At 62.2% G+C, this 16560-nt stretch carries 10 protein-coding genes; 3 read left to right on the forward strand and 7 right to left on the reverse strand.

The annotated features are described in order from the left end of the window. Positions 1-60: 60 nt before the first annotated feature. The gene (locus tag OVA24_RS05405) at positions 61-6084 is read left to right on the forward strand and encodes an alpha-2-macroglobulin family protein (protein WP_267674170.1); all 6024 of its coding nucleotides are present in this window, start codon (positions 61-63) and stop codon (positions 6082-6084) included. A gap of 5 nt (positions 6085-6089) precedes the next feature. Here OVA24_RS05405 and OVA24_RS05410 read toward each other — a convergent pair whose 3' ends face one another. The 6 genes from OVA24_RS05410 to OVA24_RS05435 form a co-directional block, all read right to left on the reverse strand. Beyond that, positions 6090-7022 carry a LysR family transcriptional regulator gene (locus OVA24_RS05410; protein WP_267674171.1) on the reverse strand — a complete coding sequence of 311 codons (933 nt, stop codon included), beginning with the start codon at positions 7020-7022 and terminating at the stop codon, positions 6090-6092. Further along, positions 7015-7908 (reverse strand): LysR family transcriptional regulator, encoded by an 894-nt coding sequence (locus OVA24_RS05415; protein ID WP_267674172.1) that lies wholly within the window; start codon positions 7906-7908, stop codon positions 7015-7017. The genes OVA24_RS05410 and OVA24_RS05415 overlap by 8 nt, the downstream gene beginning before the upstream one ends. Before the next feature lie 540 nt (positions 7909-8448). After that, positions 8449-10041, reverse strand: a complete 1593-nt coding sequence (metG, locus tag OVA24_RS05420; protein WP_267674173.1) for a methionine--tRNA ligase — start codon at positions 10039-10041, stop codon at positions 8449-8451. 27 nt (positions 10042-10068) lie between these two features. Continuing rightward, entirely contained in the window at positions 10069-10413 is a 345-nt protein-coding gene (locus tag OVA24_RS05425) for a tetratricopeptide repeat protein (protein ID WP_267674174.1), read from the reverse strand. 34 nt (positions 10414-10447) lie between these two features. Continuing rightward, a complete protein-coding gene (locus OVA24_RS05430) occupies positions 10448-12109 on the reverse strand; it encodes a peptidylprolyl isomerase (RefSeq protein WP_267674175.1) in 1662 nt (553 codons plus the stop codon). Positions 12110-12214: 105 nt separating this feature from the next. After that, entirely contained in the window at positions 12215-12904 is a 690-nt protein-coding gene (locus OVA24_RS05435) for a glycoside hydrolase family 95 protein (protein ID WP_267674176.1), read from the reverse strand. 41 nt (positions 12905-12945) lie between these two features. Here OVA24_RS05435 and OVA24_RS05440 point away from each other — a divergent pair, with 41 nt between their 5' ends. After that, positions 12946-13572, forward strand: coding sequence for a 3-keto-alpha-glucoside-1,2-lyase-like domain-containing protein (locus OVA24_RS05440; RefSeq protein WP_267674177.1), 627 nt, complete (start codon positions 12946-12948; stop codon positions 13570-13572). Between the two features lie 141 nt (positions 13573-13713). Here the strand turns inward: OVA24_RS05440 and OVA24_RS05445 are convergent, their stop codons facing one another. Then, positions 13714-14361: an RDD family protein gene (locus OVA24_RS05445; RefSeq protein WP_267674178.1), complete on the reverse strand. Its 648-nt coding sequence runs from the start codon at positions 14359-14361 to the stop codon at positions 13714-13716. Between the two features lie 186 nt (positions 14362-14547). On the opposite strand from OVA24_RS05445, the gene OVA24_RS05450 reads away from it, so the two are divergent. Next, a complete protein-coding gene (locus OVA24_RS05450) occupies positions 14548-16410 on the forward strand; it encodes an acyl-CoA thioesterase (RefSeq protein ID WP_267674179.1) in 1863 nt (620 codons plus the stop codon). Positions 16411-16560 lie beyond the last annotated feature (150 nt).

Consider the following 16560-nt stretch of genomic DNA (forward strand, 5'->3'; position numbering starts at 1 on the left):
CGTGTCTTATTGGTTGAGATGAAGGCGTTGGGTATTGCGGTTTTTGCGGTGTTTGCATTGGTGTTCCAGACCGCGCTGGGCCAGGAACCACAGGCACTCCGCCAGGAATACGCGCAACTGATCGAGCGGGGGCTGTGGCGGGACGCCGTGAGCTTCTACAAGGAGAAGCTTTCGCCGGTATCCGACGCCCGCTCCGGAGAGGATCTGGCGAAAGCGGTTGCGGCCCTGGGACGATTGAACGAATGGGCGGAGTTCGATGGGCTGGTCGAGACCGCGGTCGCGGGACATGGGACGAACCCATGGCTGCTCCAGGCGGCATCTGACGTTTATCGGAACGCACCTCCGGCGGGGCGGATCATCGGAGGGAATTTCGAGCGCGGCTGGGCCGGAACCGGCGGCATCCTCCTGCGGACGGAGAACCGGGACCGTGTCCGGAGGATGCAACTCCTCCTGGAGTCTTTGAAACACCCGGTGGATGAAGCCGTGGTGGCGGAGGGGTGGGCGAAGCTCGCCGCGGAACTGAAGACCGATGAGGCGTGGAAACTGCAGTTGCTCACCCCGTTGGAAAAACTCCCTGAGTGGGAGGACCGGGGGCCGCAAGGAAACACGGAAGGTGCCCCGTGGAGTGGGGACGGGCCGGTATTGTACGCCATTCCTGAATCCTGGGAAGCCGCCGTGAACGATGGGGAGCGCTGGAGGTTCGCACTCTCCAGATGGGCTGCCCTCAACCCGGAGACCGCGGCGAGAGCGACGCTGGAGCTTGCCCGGTTCTCCCAATCGCAGTTCGGAGTGGATACCCTCAATGAGTTCGGCTGGTGGCGCGACCGCGACCCGGAGAGTGAGAAAGGCATCCTCGCCGTCGAAACCCTGGGTGATGACGAGGTGCTGGCGAGAACTTCAGATGGCGTCCGCCGCTTCAAGTTGCCGCCGGACTGGCATTTCATCGCCCTCTACCGCTCTGTTCTGGAGGCTCCCGGCCGCGGTGCGGATGCGGGCTTCGCGCTGGCACAGGCCTACCTGAACCGCCGCCAGTTCGTGAAAGCGGAGGAAGCATTGGAGGCTCTGATCGCCCGCCATGGTCCCGGCACGGAAGATTTCCGGAAAAAGCTGCTGGAACAGATCACCGGGAACTGGGGTCGCTTCGGCATCGCGGAGACGGTGGAGAAAGGCGTCCATCCGCGGATCCCGCTGGTGTTCCGGAATGCGGCTTCCGTCAAGCTGACCGCCGCACCCGTCGATATGGAAGCGGTGATCGGCGATACCATTTCCTACCTGAAGGGCAACCCGCTCGAACTGCAGTGGGAGCTTCTCAATCCTTCCGCGATCGCTTCCAGGATCATCCGGGAGGAACAGTCGAAATACGTCGGTTCCCCGGAGCACGAATGGACGGTGCCGCTGACGGCTGCGCAGGGCCATCGCAACACCCGGGGGGAGATCGAGGTCCCCGTTGGCAAAGCCGGGGCCTGGTGGATCAGCGCGGAGATGGAGGGCGGGAACCGGTTCCACACCCTGGTGTGGGTCGTCGACCATGTGCTGGTCCACCGGGATGTCGCTGGCAGCAAGCAATGGTGGACGGCGGATGCTGCTGACGGAGCGCCTTTGGAAGGGGCGGAGATCGAGTTCTTCGGCTACCGCACGGTGAACCGGGAGCGGAAAACCCCTCAGGAACGGAGGATGGATGTCCAGACGAAGTCATTCAGCCGGACCACCGATGTGGATGGGAAGACCCTCCTGAAACCGGGCGACATGGAACCGGGCTACGAGTGGATGGCGATCTCCCGGAAGTCCGGGCGGGCGACCACCTTCTTCGGGTTCCAGCCATTCATGATCGACGAGCCTTCGTTTGAGAATGGCAACCGTGACATCAGCTATGGCATCACGGACAGGCCCCTCTACCGGCCGGGGGACAAGCTGCACGTGAAGTTCTTCCTGCGGAACGTCGGCTATTTCGAGCCGGATGAGGCGAAGTATGCGAACCGCACCGGAACCCTCTCGCTTTTCAACGGGCGGGGGGAGGAAGCGCTCAAGATACCCGGCCTGCGGACGGATGAACTGGGTACCCTGGAGACGGAGATGGTCATCCCGAAGGACGCTCCGCTGGGGGGCTGGCAGGCGGTTTTCTCCATCCCGGAGATGATGTCCGGATCGATCGCGTTCCGGGTGGAGGAGTTCCGGAAGCCGGAATTCGAAGTCACGGTGGAGGCCCCTTCCGTGCCGGTGAAGCTGGGCGGAAAGTTTTCAGCGAAAGTGAAGGCCACCTACTTCCATGGCGCGCCGGTCAGGGAGGCGGAGGTGGAGGTGACCGTGAAGCGCTCCGCCCTTTCGGAAAGGTGGTTTCCCGCGGGCCGGTGGGACTGGCTCTACGGCCGCGGCGCATGGTGGCCCGGCACGGATGCGGCGTGGCACCCGGGTTGGTCGGGTTGGTCATGCCAGCCGCCACCCTCACCATGGATGGTGAACCGCAGGTGGACACCGGATGAGCTGGTCCTGCGGCGGACCATGAAGATCGGCGCGGATGGGACGGTGGACGTGGAGATCGACACGGCGCAAGTGCTCGAAACCCACGGCGACATGGACGCCCGCTATTCCATCGAGGCTCGCGTCGTGGATGCCTCCCGTCGGGAGGAACACGGGACCGGCAGTGTGATCGCCGCGCGCAAGCCGTTCGAGGTGGTGACATGGGCGGATCGTGGCTTCACCGCTCCCGGAGAGACGGTGGAGGCGAAGGTTTCCGCGGCGACGCTGGCCGGGGTTCCGGTGGAGGGTGCACGGGGGACGCTGAAACTTTTCCGCCTGTCCCTGGATGCGGACGGCAAGGTGGTGGAGACGGAGGCTTCCTCGTGGCCGGTGGAAACAGATGCCGCCGGGCAGATCTCGCAGAAGTTCCCCGCGCCTGAAGCCGGGCAGTACCGGCTGGCCGCGGAACTTTCCCTCGCCGGTGGTGACGCCAGTGCGGGTGCGACCATCCTGAATGTCCATGGACAGGGCCGCGCGGAGCCGGGCGACTGGAAATTCGGTCCGCTGGAACTGGTCGCGGACAAGCTGGAGTACGCCGCAGGCGACAAGCTGCGGCTGCGCGTGAACAGCGACAAGGTGGACGCCAATGTGTGGCTTTTCCTCCACGTTGGCGGGTCGAGCGGACGGGAAGCGAGGCGCATCCGGCTGGATGGCAAGAGCCTGGAGGTGGAGGTGGCGCTCGACCGCCGGGACATGCCCAACATGTTCGTCGAAGGGGTTACCGTCCATGGTGCCAGGATCCACAGTGTCGCGCGTGAAGTGCTTCTACCCCCGGAAGGGAAGATGATCGACGTCACGGTGGAACCCGCCGCGGCGAGGCTGGAGCCGGGTGGAAAGACCGCGCTCAGGATCACGCTGAAGGATGCCGGAGGGCATCCCGTCGTCGGGAAAGCGGTCCTCGCGGTCTATGACAAGGCGCTGGAGGCGGTCGCCGGTGGTCCGAACAGCCCGCCCATCGGGGGCTATTTCTGGGGCTGGAAGAACAACTACTATGGAACGCGCAGTTCCTGTTCCGTTCCGTTCGCGGCGGGGAACCTGGTGCGGCAGAAGCAACCGGAGATGGAGATGCTGACCCGTGGCGATGATGCGCCGGGTAGCGCGTTCCATGACCGGGAAGGAAGGGGCGGCGCCATGCCGATGAAGAAGGAATCATCGCCTCCTGCGCCTGCCCAGGCGGCACCGGCGGACAGCCTGGAAGCGGCTGGAAATGCGGGCGACGGTGGTGCCGCGCCGGCCGTCACGGTGCGGAAGGACTTCGCGGATCTCCTGAAATGGTCCGGCGAGATAACGACGGATGCCGCCGGAACGGCGGAGGTGCCGCTGGAGTTTCCGGACAACCTGACAACCTGGAAAGCCCGCGTCTGGGTGCTGGGCAGCGGCACCCGCGTGGGGGAGGGCAGCACGGAGATCATCACTTCGAAGGATCTGCTCGTCCGCCTGCAGGCTCCGCGTTTCCTGGTGGAGCGGGATGAAGCGGTCCTTTCCGCCGTGGTCCACAACGAACACGCCACGGCGAAGGAGGTGAAAATCTCACTGGAGCTGGAAGGCGGTGCGGTGACAGCGGTGGATGGCAAGCCATCGACGGTGAAAATCCCGGCGAAGGGGGAGGCCAGGATGGAATGGAAGGTGAAGGCCGGGGCGGAAGGTGTCGCGAAGATCAGGATGCGGACGGAAACCCAGGGGGACGGGGATGCCGTGGAGAGGGACCTGCCCGTGCGCGTGCACGGCATGGCCCGGCAGGATGCCTGGAGCCGCGTTCTGGAGCCGGGCGTTCCCTCGCTTGAGATTCCGGTGGAGGTTCCGGACAAGCTGCGCGCGGAACAGACAAGGTTGACCGTCCGGTTCTCCCCCACGGTGGCTGGAGCGGTCATGGATGCCATCCCCTATCTGGCGGACTATCCGCATGGCTGCACGGAGCAGACGCTGAACCGCTTCATTCCGGCGGTGATCGCACAGCGGGTGCTGCAGGACATGAACATCAATCTGGCCGAAGTCCGGACCAAGCGCGCGAACCTCAATCCCCAGGAACTCGGGGATCCGCAGGAACGCGCCAGGCGGTGGAAGCAGTGGCAGGGAAATCCCGTTTTCGATGAAGCCAAGCTCAAGGAAATGGTGGTCGCCGGAATCGGGAAGCTCGCATCCATGCAGAATGGCGACGGCGGATGGGGCTGGTTCTCCGGACACGGTGAGAGATCCTACCCGCACACCACCGCGGTGGTGGTGCATGGCCTTCTGACAGGAAAGGCGGCCGGAGCGACCATCAATGATGCCATGCTCGCTTCGGGTGTGGCCTGGCTGTCCGCCTATGAGGACGAACAGCTCCAGGCCCTCAGGAGATTCGCCGACCGGGAGGAAAAGACGAAAGCGGGTGCTGAAGTGAAGCCGTCCGGATTGCCGGAGAAGGCGAAAGCGGACGCGGTGGATGCCTTTGTCCGTGAGATCCTCGGGCGGGCGGGCGATGAGAATGCCGAAATGCTGTCCCTCCTTTACCGGGATCGGGTGGATCTGCCAGTCTATGGCCAGGCGCTGCTGGGGCTGGAGCTCCACCGGTTGAACAACACCGTCTGGCGGGATGAAATCCTCAAGATGATCTCGCAGTTCATCCGCCGGGACCAGGAGAACCAGACCGTCCATCTCGATCTCGGGAACACCGGCTACTGGTGGCACTGGTACGGTGGTGATGTGGAGGCACACGCCTGGTATCTGAAGCTGCTGACCGCCGTGAAACCGGCGGACCCGGACACCCGCGGGCTGGTGAAGTATCTGGTGAACAACCGGAAGAACAGTCACTACTGGACCTCCACCCGCGACACGGCCTACGCCATCGAGGCGATCGCCGGATACATGAAGGCGAGCGGAGAGGATGCCCCGGAAATGGAGGTGGAGGTGACGGTGGATGGGAAGTCCCTTGGAAAGGTGCAGGTCAACCGGGACAATCTTTTTTCCTTCGATGGAACTTTCACCCTGTCCGGCGCGGATGTTCCGCCCGGCAGGCATGTGATCGGCATCCGGCGCACCGGTGGGGGGACCGTGTATGCGAACGCCTGGCTGGAGGTTTTCAGCCTGGAGGACCGTCTGCGTGAGGCAGGACTGGAAGTGAAGGTGAGCCGCAAGATTTCGAGGATCACTGAAGCTGGTGGGACAATCGAAACGGTTGGCCGGTCAGGGCAGCCGGTATCACAGCAGGAGGAACGTATCCTGCGGAAACCACTCGAGGATGGTGCGACGCTCTCATCCGGCGACCGCATCGAGGTGGAGCTGATCCTGGAGAGCAAGAACGACTACGAGTATCTGGTGTTCTCGGACGCGAAAGCGGCGGGCTTTGAGGCGGTGGATGCCCTCAGCGGATACATCAACGGACCCGGGCTGGCGGCCTACATGGAGCCGCGTGACCGGACGGTGGATTTCTTCATCCGCTCCCTTCCGCGCGGCACCCATTCCATCCGCTACCAACTGCGGGCGGAAACTCCGGGCACTTTCAAGGCCCTCCCCGCAACCGCGGAGGCGATGTATGCCCCCGAGCTGCGCGGGAACTCCGGTGACTTCAGGCTCAGGATCCGGGAGTGATTCCTTCAGATCCCGCCGGTTCCGGACGGCGGGAATTTCGCCAGCAGGCTCCGGACCGTGGAGATGATGGCGGGGTTCTTTTCATTGGCCCTCCAGCGGATGCCGAACCTGAATGCCTTCGGAAGCAGGAACCCGAACGCTGGATGCGTTGCCAGCCCGAGCTGGCCGAGCCGCAGCCTGGATGCCGCCTCTCCCGGAAAGATCAGCACGCCAAGCCCCAGGCGGCAGGCTTCCACCGCTTCGTGTTCGGATCTGAACTCCATCATTTCCATGATGTGGATGCCGTAGGTCGTCTCGCACCAACTGGAAAGGAATTGGCGGAATCCGGCGGCGAGGGATTCCGTCGGAAGGATGACGCTCGAGGAAAAGGTGTCCGGGAAGCTGAACCCATCCGTGTCGAAGGCGTAGTAGTCCGGATTCCACGCGACCGTGAGTCCCGCTTCCGCGGCCACCGTGGAGACCCGGATTTCCGGACAGTCACCGGCCTTCAGGAATGAACCGGTGATCACGATGTCCGTCTCGAAATTTTTCAGGGCATCCACCCAGCCCGCCTTGGCCTCCATGTCTTTCCATATTTCCATCACGGAGAGATCCGCCCTGGGGGTGCGCGCTCCTTTCAGTTCCTGGGACAGATAGCTGCCATCCGTCCAGATCTTCACCTCGTGGGACTGGAAGCGGTTCCAATAGTCCGCCCGCCTCAGGAGATCGACGTATTCCTGGTTGAGGCGTTCCAGATGGGGCAGGATTGATTTCCCTTGCTCCGTCATGGTCGCCCCTTCCGGCGAACGGTGGAACAACAGGAAGCCCATCAACTGCTCCAGCTTGGAGATATGTGCGCTCACCGCAGGCTGGGTGATTCCCAGTTCCTTTGCCGCTGCGGAGAAACTTCCCGACTGTGTCAGTGTGAGAAACACTTGGATCTCACGGATTTCAGGCATGATCGTGGGGGGGGAATGGGATTTTGATGCCGTTGACCAACGCGGGGAGAAACTCGTAGGGGTGCTGCCGGAGGTAGCGCAGGTGGACGCCGGTGAACGCCGGGGGGCTGGAATCCACGGATGCCCAGTGGGATGGGGAGACGGGAATCTCAGGGGCGAAGACAAGCGTTCCTGCAGGACACTCTTCCGGATGATCCAGCCAATGCAGGAACCGTGCCTCATCCAGCGGCCGGTATCCCGTAATTTCTCCAACCAGGGGCTCCACCCGCATTTCTTCAGATGTCACGATCCATGGGCGGCTCCGCGGCGTGTTCGGGCTGGCTCCTTTCCGCTCCAGCATCCGGAACCGGAGGTGTCCCAGCAGATGGGAGAGAAAGCGTGGGCCGGTGGTGGGAACACATCCGATATGGAGATCACAGATACCTCCGGTCAGGGCCTTGATCGCTTCTTCCGCAGGCACGGGGACGTAGGATGCGCGGATCTTTCCGGAGATCTGGAGATCCCGGAACAAGCTCCTGAAAATGCTGGAGCGGAAGACGGTCGGAGATCCTCCGATCCGGACGGGACGTCCGTGGTTGCGGATGTCCTCCAGTTCTTTGTGCAGAGCCTCCCGGGCGGCATTCAACGGTCTCAGATCATTGAAGAGGCGGTCCGCGAACGGGCTCGGAACCAGCACACCACGGCGTGGCTCCGTGAAAAGCGGATTGCGGAACGCTTGCTCCAGCCGGTCCATCATCCGGAGGATGCCCTTCCGGTCCAGATTCAGATCATGGGCCGCCGCGGTATAGTCGCGGGCGACATAGACCTGTTGGAATGCCGCCAGATGGCGCAATTCGGGGAGAACCGGATCGCCGGTTCTCTCCGCGGTTGGGGGGATTTCATCCATGAGGCACTCCTCGGGGTGGATTTTTTGACTCAATTTTCTGGAGGGGAACTAACGACTGTTTCATCCGCTTTGGGCAAGGGGGGCAAAATGCTATCGGGGGCAGTTATCTCACATATGTGAAATAATTGGGACTCGTGATTGAGGGAACTGCTTATGGGGGTATCACAATTTGGACGGGTTTTATCCGAAACTGTGCGGAGTCAAATTGGTTGATCTTCAAAAAATGGTCAAAAATTAAACAAGTTGATAATTTGGATATGAATAATGCTCGGTTTGCTGCTTGTAGGGTCATTACCAAATTTGCGATCCACCCGTGGTAGTATCGAGGTTGGCATGGATTCTGACCGTGGAATGGGTACGAAATTCCCTTGGACTCCTTGCGTCCAGTTGCAGCGGCCGCTCACGCCATCAATGAACGGTTCCGGACGCCCGAAGGACGTCTCCATCGGGGGGGAGCCGGCGGAACCGTGTATTTTCCTCCGTAGTGCGTGGACCGTCCACATGTGGCGGACCTTCCTGAAGCCGGAGCCTTGGGATATCTTATTCCTGTTCCGGGGGGGCGATGCGTGGGAAAACCGGCTTCGGTTTGCCAATGGCGTGTCCGTCCGGGATCAGACCCCAGGCCAGCGCCGGAAGCTTGATATCTTCCAGGCCTGGCAGGGAAAGCTGGGCCGCCAGCTTGGCGGAGGCTTCCGGCAGCACCGGGGAGAGCAGCACCGCCGCGTGGGCCACGCTTTCGGCCAAATGGTACAGCACGGTGGCAATCCTCGCTTTCAGCGCGGGATCATTGCTGGTCTTCCACTCCTTGTTCATTTCCCAAGGCTTCATGCGCTCGGCATAGCCGTTGCAGTGGACGACATGGCGGTTGATCGCCTCCAGGCCGCGGGAGATGTCATATTCATCCATGGCAGCACGGTAGTCCGCCAGAGAGGTGGCAAGAGACTCGCGCAGAGCCAGGTCATCCGCCGTCAGTTCGCCGGTCGTGGTGATGACGCCGCCGGTGAAGTTCTGGCTCATGTTGAGCGCCCGGTTGCAGAGGTTGCCCAGCGCGTTCGCCAGTTCGGTGTTGAAGAGCATCAACAACCGGTCCAGGTCGAAGTCGGAGTCCTTGCCGGTGGTGATGTCGCGGACCAGGTAGTAACGCACGGCATCGACGCCGAATTTGTCCGCCAGTTCCGAAGGATCGACGATATTGCCGAGCGATTTTGACATCTTCTCACCACGCAGGCCGTTCCAGAAGCCATGGACGAGCAGTTGCGGGATCTGGTCGTCCGGGAAGCCCATGGCATGGAGCATGATCAGCCAGTAGATGCCATGGGCGGGGACGAGGATGTCCTTGCCGATGATGTGGACGGGGCGGCGGTCGTTCTCCGACCACAGCTTGCCGAAGTCCGGCAGATCCCCGCTGCCGGACTGGTAGCCGGCGAAGGAGATGTAGTTGATGAGGGCGTCGAACCAGACGTAGGTGACGTATTCCGGATCGAAAGGAAATTCGATGCCCCAGCGCAGGCGGGACTTCGGACGGGAAATGCAGAGGTCCAGGCCGGGGGAGCGCTGGAGCGCGTTGAGCACCTCGTTCCGACGGAACGCGGGGAGCACGAAGTCCTCCGTTCTTTCGATGAAGGACACCAGCCAATCCGCATGGTCGCTGAGGCGGAAATACCAGTTCTCCTCTTCAATCTCGATGACCTCACCCCACTCCGGGCCGAACTCCCCCTGTTCGTTGCGGTCACGGTCGGTGAGGAACTGCTCCTGGCGGACGGAGTAGAGGTCCTTCTTGGACTTCTTGTAGAGCTGGCCGCTTTCCTTGAGGCTGGAGAGGATGGCACCGACGCAGGCCTTGTGGCGGTCGTCGGTGGTTTCCGCCCAGCCGTCGTAGCGCACGCCCAGCTTCTCCCACAGATTGGAGAATTTCTTCGTGGTGCGCTTCACGTAGGTGGCGGGATGGACCCCTTCCTTTTCCGCGGTCTGTTGCACCTTCTGGCCATGCTGGTCCACGCCGGTGAGGAAATAGACCTCGTCCCCGCGCAGGCGGCGGTAGCGGGCGATGACGTCCGCCAGCACCTTCTCATAGGCATGGCCGATGTGGGGCGAGCCGTTGGTGTAGTCGATGGCGGTGGTGAGATAGAACATGGTCGGAAAAAATTTGATGGGAAAAAGTCAGGCGTCCCGGACGACTTTGCCGCCCAGTGACAGGATGCGGGCATTGCCCTTGGCGGCTTCCGCTTCCGGGATGTTGCCGTCCCGGACATACATCTGGGAGAGACCGGTCCAGGCGAGCAGGTCGTTCGGCCGGAGGGTGACCGCCTGCAGGCCGCAGCCGATCGCCTCCTTGGTCTGTCCGGTTTTCAGCAGGGCCATGGCCAGCGCGTGCCAGCCGTCGAAAAACCCGGGATCCAGCGCGACGCAGCGGCGGTAGAGTGCGATGGCTTCATCGAGCTCGCCCAGGGCGAGATGGCCGTTGGCTTCGTCGAAGAGTTCTTCGGCTTCGGGGTTCCCTTGCATCGGCTCTGCGCGGCGTGGGCCGCCGGAAGGCGTGTTACTGCTTGGCGTAGAGGTCCTCCACCTTGGCGGCTTCGGTTTCCGCGGAGAGCCAGGAGTGGAAGGCGGCGAAGGCGTTGCCGGCGGCGCTGTTGGACACTTCGGCGTCCAGGCGGGCGGCGGCGTTCTCTTCCTTGACCACCTCACGCTTCACCACATGCACCACGAACGCGCGGTCGGACTCCACGATGGTGTTGGTGAGGGCGCCGGGATCGGTCGCACGGGCTTCCTGGAAGAGGCCCTGTGGTTCGCTGAGGGCATCCGGGCGGTAGGTGCGGGTCACTTTCTCAACCGTCTTGACTTCGGCGATGCCGGCTTCCTTGGCGGCGTCCGCGAAGGACTTCTTCGCGGCCAGGCCTTCCTTGATCTTGGTGGAGGCCGCTTCGACGGCGGCTTTCATCGCCTCGATCCCCTTTTCGGAAATGTATTGGGCACGGGCATCCGCACGGGCTTCCGCGTAGGTTTTCACCCGGGAGGCTTCCTCGCCGTCCAGGCGGGCGACGAGCCACTGGCCCTCACCGACGGCGATCGGCTCGGAGATGCGGGAGGCCGCGTCCTTGCCTGCGGTCATGCGGAACAGGAGATCCACCGCCTTGCCGCCCTGGCTGGAGGAGCGGAGGTCGATGTTCAGGTCAGCCGGTGGCGCGCTCTGGGCAAAGAGGTCGGTGGTTTTGACTTCCCAGCCGTTCTTCTTGGCGAGGTCCTCGAAACCGGCGCCATGCTGTTCCATCAGGGAAAAGCTGAAATCATCGACAAGGCCGTCCACCTTGTTCTGGTTCTCACGGCGTGCCTCGGCGGTCTTCGCGGCGGCGGCCGCCTTCTTGTCTTCCTCCGCTTTCTTTGCGGCGGCTTTCGCTTCTTCCGTCGCATCGGCGGCCAGCGGGGCGGCCGGTGCCTCGGGAGCTGACTCCGCAACAGCTTCCGGAGTGACGATCACGTAGGTGAACTTCTTGAGCGGCTCCGTCTTGAAGGAGTCCTGGATGCCTTCCCAGTAGGCTTTGATCTCCTCTTCCTTCGGGTCGATCTTGTCCTGATAGGTGTCGAGGTCCAGGCGACCGAGCTCGACGGTGATCTGCTGGGAATCCAGGGCGGTTTCCCGTGCGATCGCGTCACGGTCGGTGCTGAGCCCGGCGCTGAGGATGGACTGGAGTTTCTGCGCGGCGATGGCGTCGGAGGCGATGTCACGGAGGTCATGCTCGGCGAGACCCAGGCGGCTCATCCCCTGTTCGACGAATTTGCCGTAGATCTCCGGGTCGAAGCTGCCGTCCTGGCCGCTGAAAGCGCGCATTTTCCGGATGTAGCTGGAAACTTCCTCGTCGCTCGGGTGGATGCCGAACTTGTCCTTCGCCTGTTGCAGGAGAACGCGGTTGATGAAGAGCTGCTTCGGGATGTCATCCCCGCCGCCCCGGCCGAAAAGTGGCATGAAAGCCTGGTAAAGTCCGAAATCACCGCCCCGTGCGATGCCGATGATGGCTTCATAGCTGCTGGCACCCAGGCGGCGGAAGTCCTTTTCGCTGTAGCCGCGCCCGTCGATCCGCATGACGGTGGGCGAACCGATCGGGCCCCGCATGGAGTTGGTGTCCATGAAGAAGAAGCTGATGAAGACGACCACCAGAACGACGATCATCAGGCCGGAGTATTTGCGGATTTGCTCGATCATGAAATTTGCGGGGCTGGCCCGTGGAACGGGGCGAGTAAAGAGGGGGAAAAGCTGCCGGGCAATGGAAGAATTGCGAGGCTGGAAATGGGGGAAAGTGGGATTTTTTCAGGGAGCGCCTCCGTGGGCCAGGATCGTCTGCCAGATTTTCACCGGGTCCGGGTGTTCCGCGCCGGGATCCAGGGCGGCGGCGAGGCGTTTCCAGGTGCCGGAAAGCGGTTTCGCGGCGTCATCCAGCCGGGTGAAACTGAATATGACCATGCACTCACCCTCTCCGCGGAGGACAATGGAGTCTCCCTCCGTCTCCACGTCGGACTCGAAGGGGATCACCCGGGCATAGGCTTTCATGGCGGGGGCCCGGGCGGAAGTCCATGTCAGTTCGTTCCGGTTCTGGACGGCGGTTGTCCCGTCCCGTGGGGAGCCGAGCGTGGTTTTGAATGAAATGGCCCCCGGCTGGTCCGCCACGAAATGCAGGAAAATGATCTCCGGGGTGGCGAGAAGCGTGCGGGTGATCCCGGTGGCGCCCTGCCTGTAGGTCGTGGTGATGACCTTCTGCTTGTCCGTAACCGTCACCTCGAAATCCTTCGGCGTGGGTTCGTTGTTGAGCCAGTCGATCCTCAGGACGGCCAGAGGAAGGTCTCCCGCAGGGCCTTGGTTCCGCCCGTCCGGGATCGCGTTCACGGTGGTCCTGGCCGGGGTATCTTCCACCATGGTGGCCGACGGACCCTGCCCGAGTGGCAGAGGGGCGGCGCTGGCCAGGCAGAGCAGGCACGGAAAGATGGACAGGATGCGGAGCATGCGGACTTGATCCGTCGGGGATCTGATGGATTCTGGCACCGATGACTGGATTCTTCAATCTCCGCGGCCTGGTCCTGGTTCCGCTATGTGCAGGAGCCGCCTTCGGGCAGACCAAGCCACTCGCTGGGAAGGAAAAGTGGATCTACGGTGACCAGACCGCATGGGAATGGACCGGTGCCGGGGATGACACCGTCCTTTCGCTGAAGAAACAGTCGGACTTCAAGCCGAAGGTCCGCAGTCCCTTCAATCTCGCCTGGTTCACCGGCGGTGAGTGGGATTCCTTCACCCTCACCGCGGAGGTCCGGCTGGACCTGTTCAACAAGGGCAACAACGACGTCTGCATCGCCTTCTCAAAGGAGAGCGACACGAAATTTTACTACGCCCACCTCGGGGAAAAGTCAGATGCGGTGCACCTCCAGCTCCACCTCGTCAACGACGCGGACCGCAAGGCCATCACCAAGCAAGGCGCGGAGACCCTCCCATGGAAACCGGAAACCTGGCATCAGGTGAAGGTCACCAGGAATGCCGCGGAAGGTTCCATCAAGGTCTGGTTCGATGGCAAGGAGGTGCTCTCCGCCACCGACAAGACGCTCGGCAAGGGCGCAATCGGCCTCGGCTCATTCGATGACCTCGGTTCCTTCCGCAACGTCCGCATTGTGGGAGAGTAAGGGATGACATTGCGGCTGCGCCGCTATGTCCGCTTCGCTTCCATTCCTGTCCTCCGGCTGCAACAGCATGCCAGTGAAAATTCACCGCAAAGACCCAAAGACCGCAAAGAAGGAACAACCGAAAATGGCCTTCTTCAGATTTTAACAGTCGCGATCCGTCCTCTCCTCTTCCCCGGGAACTGAAGCCATCTCTTCCTTTTTCCCAAGTCTCCGCGCTGTCCTCCCGGCTCCCGCCACTCCCCTCGGCAGCACGGTCGCCTGCACCACCTTCGTCCCTGCGATGTAGTCATGGAAACACCGCCTCGGGCGCGTGAAGATGATGAGGATGCCCGCCAGATAGATATACGGACCGGCGACGGGGATGGTGGCCAACAGCACGGGCACCAGCATGCGGAGCAGAAGGAGCGCTTCCATCCGGGGCTTCTTTCCCTCCATGGTGACGATTTTGATGCCGAGCAGCTTCTTGCCGATGGTCTGACCGTTTTTTGCCAGAAAGTGACCCTGGACCCCGACGAAGATGACGAAGCTGACCATCGTGTCGATGAAGCCGCTCCAAAAATCGGACTCCTCCATTCTCCTGATCCAGGCTCCGGCGACATCAGGCAGGTGCTTTTCCAGGAAGATTGCGAAGGCCGCTCCAAACAGCAACGGCAGGGCACCGATGATGATGCCATCCACGATGGATGCTCCAAAGCGGTCGCCCAGCGGAGCCAGTTCCTGCGCCTCCGGGATCTCCTCAGGGAGTGAGGAGTCACTGGCTGGAGGCTGGTAGGGGTTTCCGGCGGCCATGGAGGGGAGGAAGGAGTATCTTCACGGGCGGTGTGGAATGACAATCGGGAAAAGCCGAGCGAGGATTGCTTTTGGCTGACGGTGCCTTGCCCTCCAGCAATCTCGGCTTGCTGTCGCGGGCATTAGCGTTTCCCTTGTCCGGAGATGAATTTCCGTTGGCTGAATGCGATCCTTTGGGGAAATTCCGTGGCTCTGTCATGGATGTGGGGGCTGGGGCTGTTTTTCAGCGTCCAGATGACATTCATGTTCGGTCTCCAGGGGCTGCTGACCTTTGCCGTCCCGAATGCGGTGGGCTTGGCCCTGTTCGGTGTGCTCACCCAGATCGTGGCGAAACGGCACGGCCGCGGACCTGAATCGCTCGCGGATTTCTTCGACAAATTTTCCCGGCCGTTCCGGCTGGCGTTCTATCTCTACCAGATCATCGCCCTGTCCCTCACGGTGTTCGCACTGGCGAGCTACCTGTTCGTCCCGCTGAACCTGGCCCCCGGGCCGCTGGTGGGCATGTTCCTCTGCCTGGTGGTATTCGTGGTCCTGGCGGCGGGCTGTCTTTTCGGGGAGGAGTTCGGCATCGGGAAGATCAAGTACGGTCATGCCATGGCCGGGTTCGGCCTGCTCGTCTGCATCGGTATCCTGTTGTTCGGCACCGGAGCCGCCACGTCCGGCTCCGTCCAGTGGAAGTCCCCCTACACCCCGGTGTGGGGTGGTCCCAGTCTACTGGGCTACACCATCCCGCTGCTGGTCGGCCTGCTGGTGGGCCCGTGGCTGGATCTCCAGCACTGGCAGCGCGCGATCCAGATCCACCGTGAGAAGACCTCCGTCAGCGGCAGCTACATCATCGGCGGCGTGATCTTTTTCCTGCTCCTCCTCTTCCACGGCTTCATGGCGATGTGGGTGATGGGCAAGGGCGCGGAGGCGGTGGCCATGATGAAGGCCGTGGACGGCTTCACCTACGCCCATGACCTGGTCACCCGCTACATGCAGTCGCGCTTCGCCGACGGCAGCGTGATCCCGGTGGCCTACTTCTCCTTCCTGATCATCTGCGCGGTCACCACCCTGGACAGCGGCTATGTGGCCCTGAAGTGGTTCCTCGGCAGGAATGTCGAAAAAAGCCAGAACGTGCTCCTGTCGATGGTTCCGAAGCAGTTCATCGCTTCCCCCATCCCCAGCTTCCTGCTCGTCGCGTTCATCACGCTCTCCGGTATCCTGGCGAACTGGCTCTACGGCAAGGCGGACCTGGTGAAGCTGGAGTATTTCATGGTGTTCTACGCCTCGTTCTTCGTCGGTTACGCCTCGCTGGCCATCGCCCGCTGCTTCGTGCCGAACTCCCAGCAACCGCTGCCGCAGATCCGCATGTTCTCCATGGCCAGCATGTCCATGGTCATCTTCGCCTTCGGTTACTTCAAGGCGGAGACCTCCCTGCTCATCCTCGGCTCGGTCCTGCCGTTGGCCTACGTCATCTGGCTGGTGGTCAACACCGACCTCCTGCGCGTCGTCACGGAAAAGGCGGGCGAGGTGATGGAGAAAGCCTCCACTTCCGACGTGGCGGCCATCAAGGCCATCGCGAAAACCGTCGCGCCGGCTTCTCCGGCGGCCGCTTCCGCCGTGGTCCAGCCTGCGGACGCCCATGCGCTTGGCGGCCACTTCGAGGGCAAGTGGTTCGTCTATTCCATGATCGCCACCTACGCGGACACCAACTCCGTGGGGAACGTCTATTTCGGCATGTATGGCATGTACGTCGGGAAAACCCGCGAGCTTTTCTTCGCCAAGGCGATGCCGGACTTCGACCTGAAGACCACCAAATTCTTCATCCTGACCCGCTCGTTCGAGCACAAGTTCGTGCGCGAGGCGCGGGAGTTCGACACCATCACCGTGAAAATCCGCGTGGCGGACTTCAACCGGAAGTTCTGCACCCTGGAGCACCAGATCTTCGGCTCGGAGAACCAGCTTTTGGGCAAGGGGCAGCAGAGCCTGCTGTTCGTTTCCTCGAAGGACTACAGCCTGTTGGACATCCCGCCGGAGATGCACAAGGCCTTCCTGCCTTACCTGTAAGGAGGGAGGACACTCCTGTCCTCCGGCGGCATTGGCGAATCAGGAAGGGCCTGCCGCAAAGTCTCAAAAGCCGCAAAGGTAAGAAAGGAGGCTTCAAGATTCGCCCGATTCGCGGCCAGCCTTCTTTTCTCCATAACAAAAAGGAAATCG

The organism is Luteolibacter sp. SL250, from assembly GCF_026625605.1.
Taxonomy (GTDB): domain Bacteria; phylum Verrucomicrobiota; class Verrucomicrobiia; order Verrucomicrobiales; family Akkermansiaceae; genus Luteolibacter.

Bases quoted from the DNA above. Each gene is read 5' to 3' on its own strand.
- OVA24_RS05410 (WP_267674171.1), bottom strand. From the start codon at position 7,022: ATGCCTGAAATCCGTGAGATCCAAGTGTTTCTCACACTGACACAGTCG.
- OVA24_RS05415 (WP_267674172.1), bottom strand. From the start codon at position 7,908: ATGGATGAAATCCCCCCAACCGCGGAGAGAACCGGCGATCCGGTTCTC.
- metG (WP_267674173.1), bottom strand. From the start codon at position 10,041: ATGTTCTATCTCACCACCGCCATCGACTACACCAACGGCTCGCCCCAC.
- OVA24_RS05425 (WP_267674174.1), bottom strand. From the start codon at position 10,413: ATGCAAGGGAACCCCGAAGCCGAAGAACTCTTCGACGAAGCCAACGGC.
- OVA24_RS05430 (WP_267674175.1), bottom strand. From the start codon at position 12,109: ATGATCGAGCAAATCCGCAAATACTCCGGCCTGATGATCGTCGTTCTG.
- OVA24_RS05435 (WP_267674176.1), bottom strand. From the start codon at position 12,904: ATGCTCCGCATCCTGTCCATCTTTCCGTGCCTGCTCTGCCTGGCCAGC.
- OVA24_RS05440 (WP_267674177.1), top strand. From the start codon at position 12,946: ATGACTGGATTCTTCAATCTCCGCGGCCTGGTCCTGGTTCCGCTATGT.
- OVA24_RS05445 (WP_267674178.1), bottom strand. From the start codon at position 14,361: ATGGCCGCCGGAAACCCCTACCAGCCTCCAGCCAGTGACTCCTCACTC.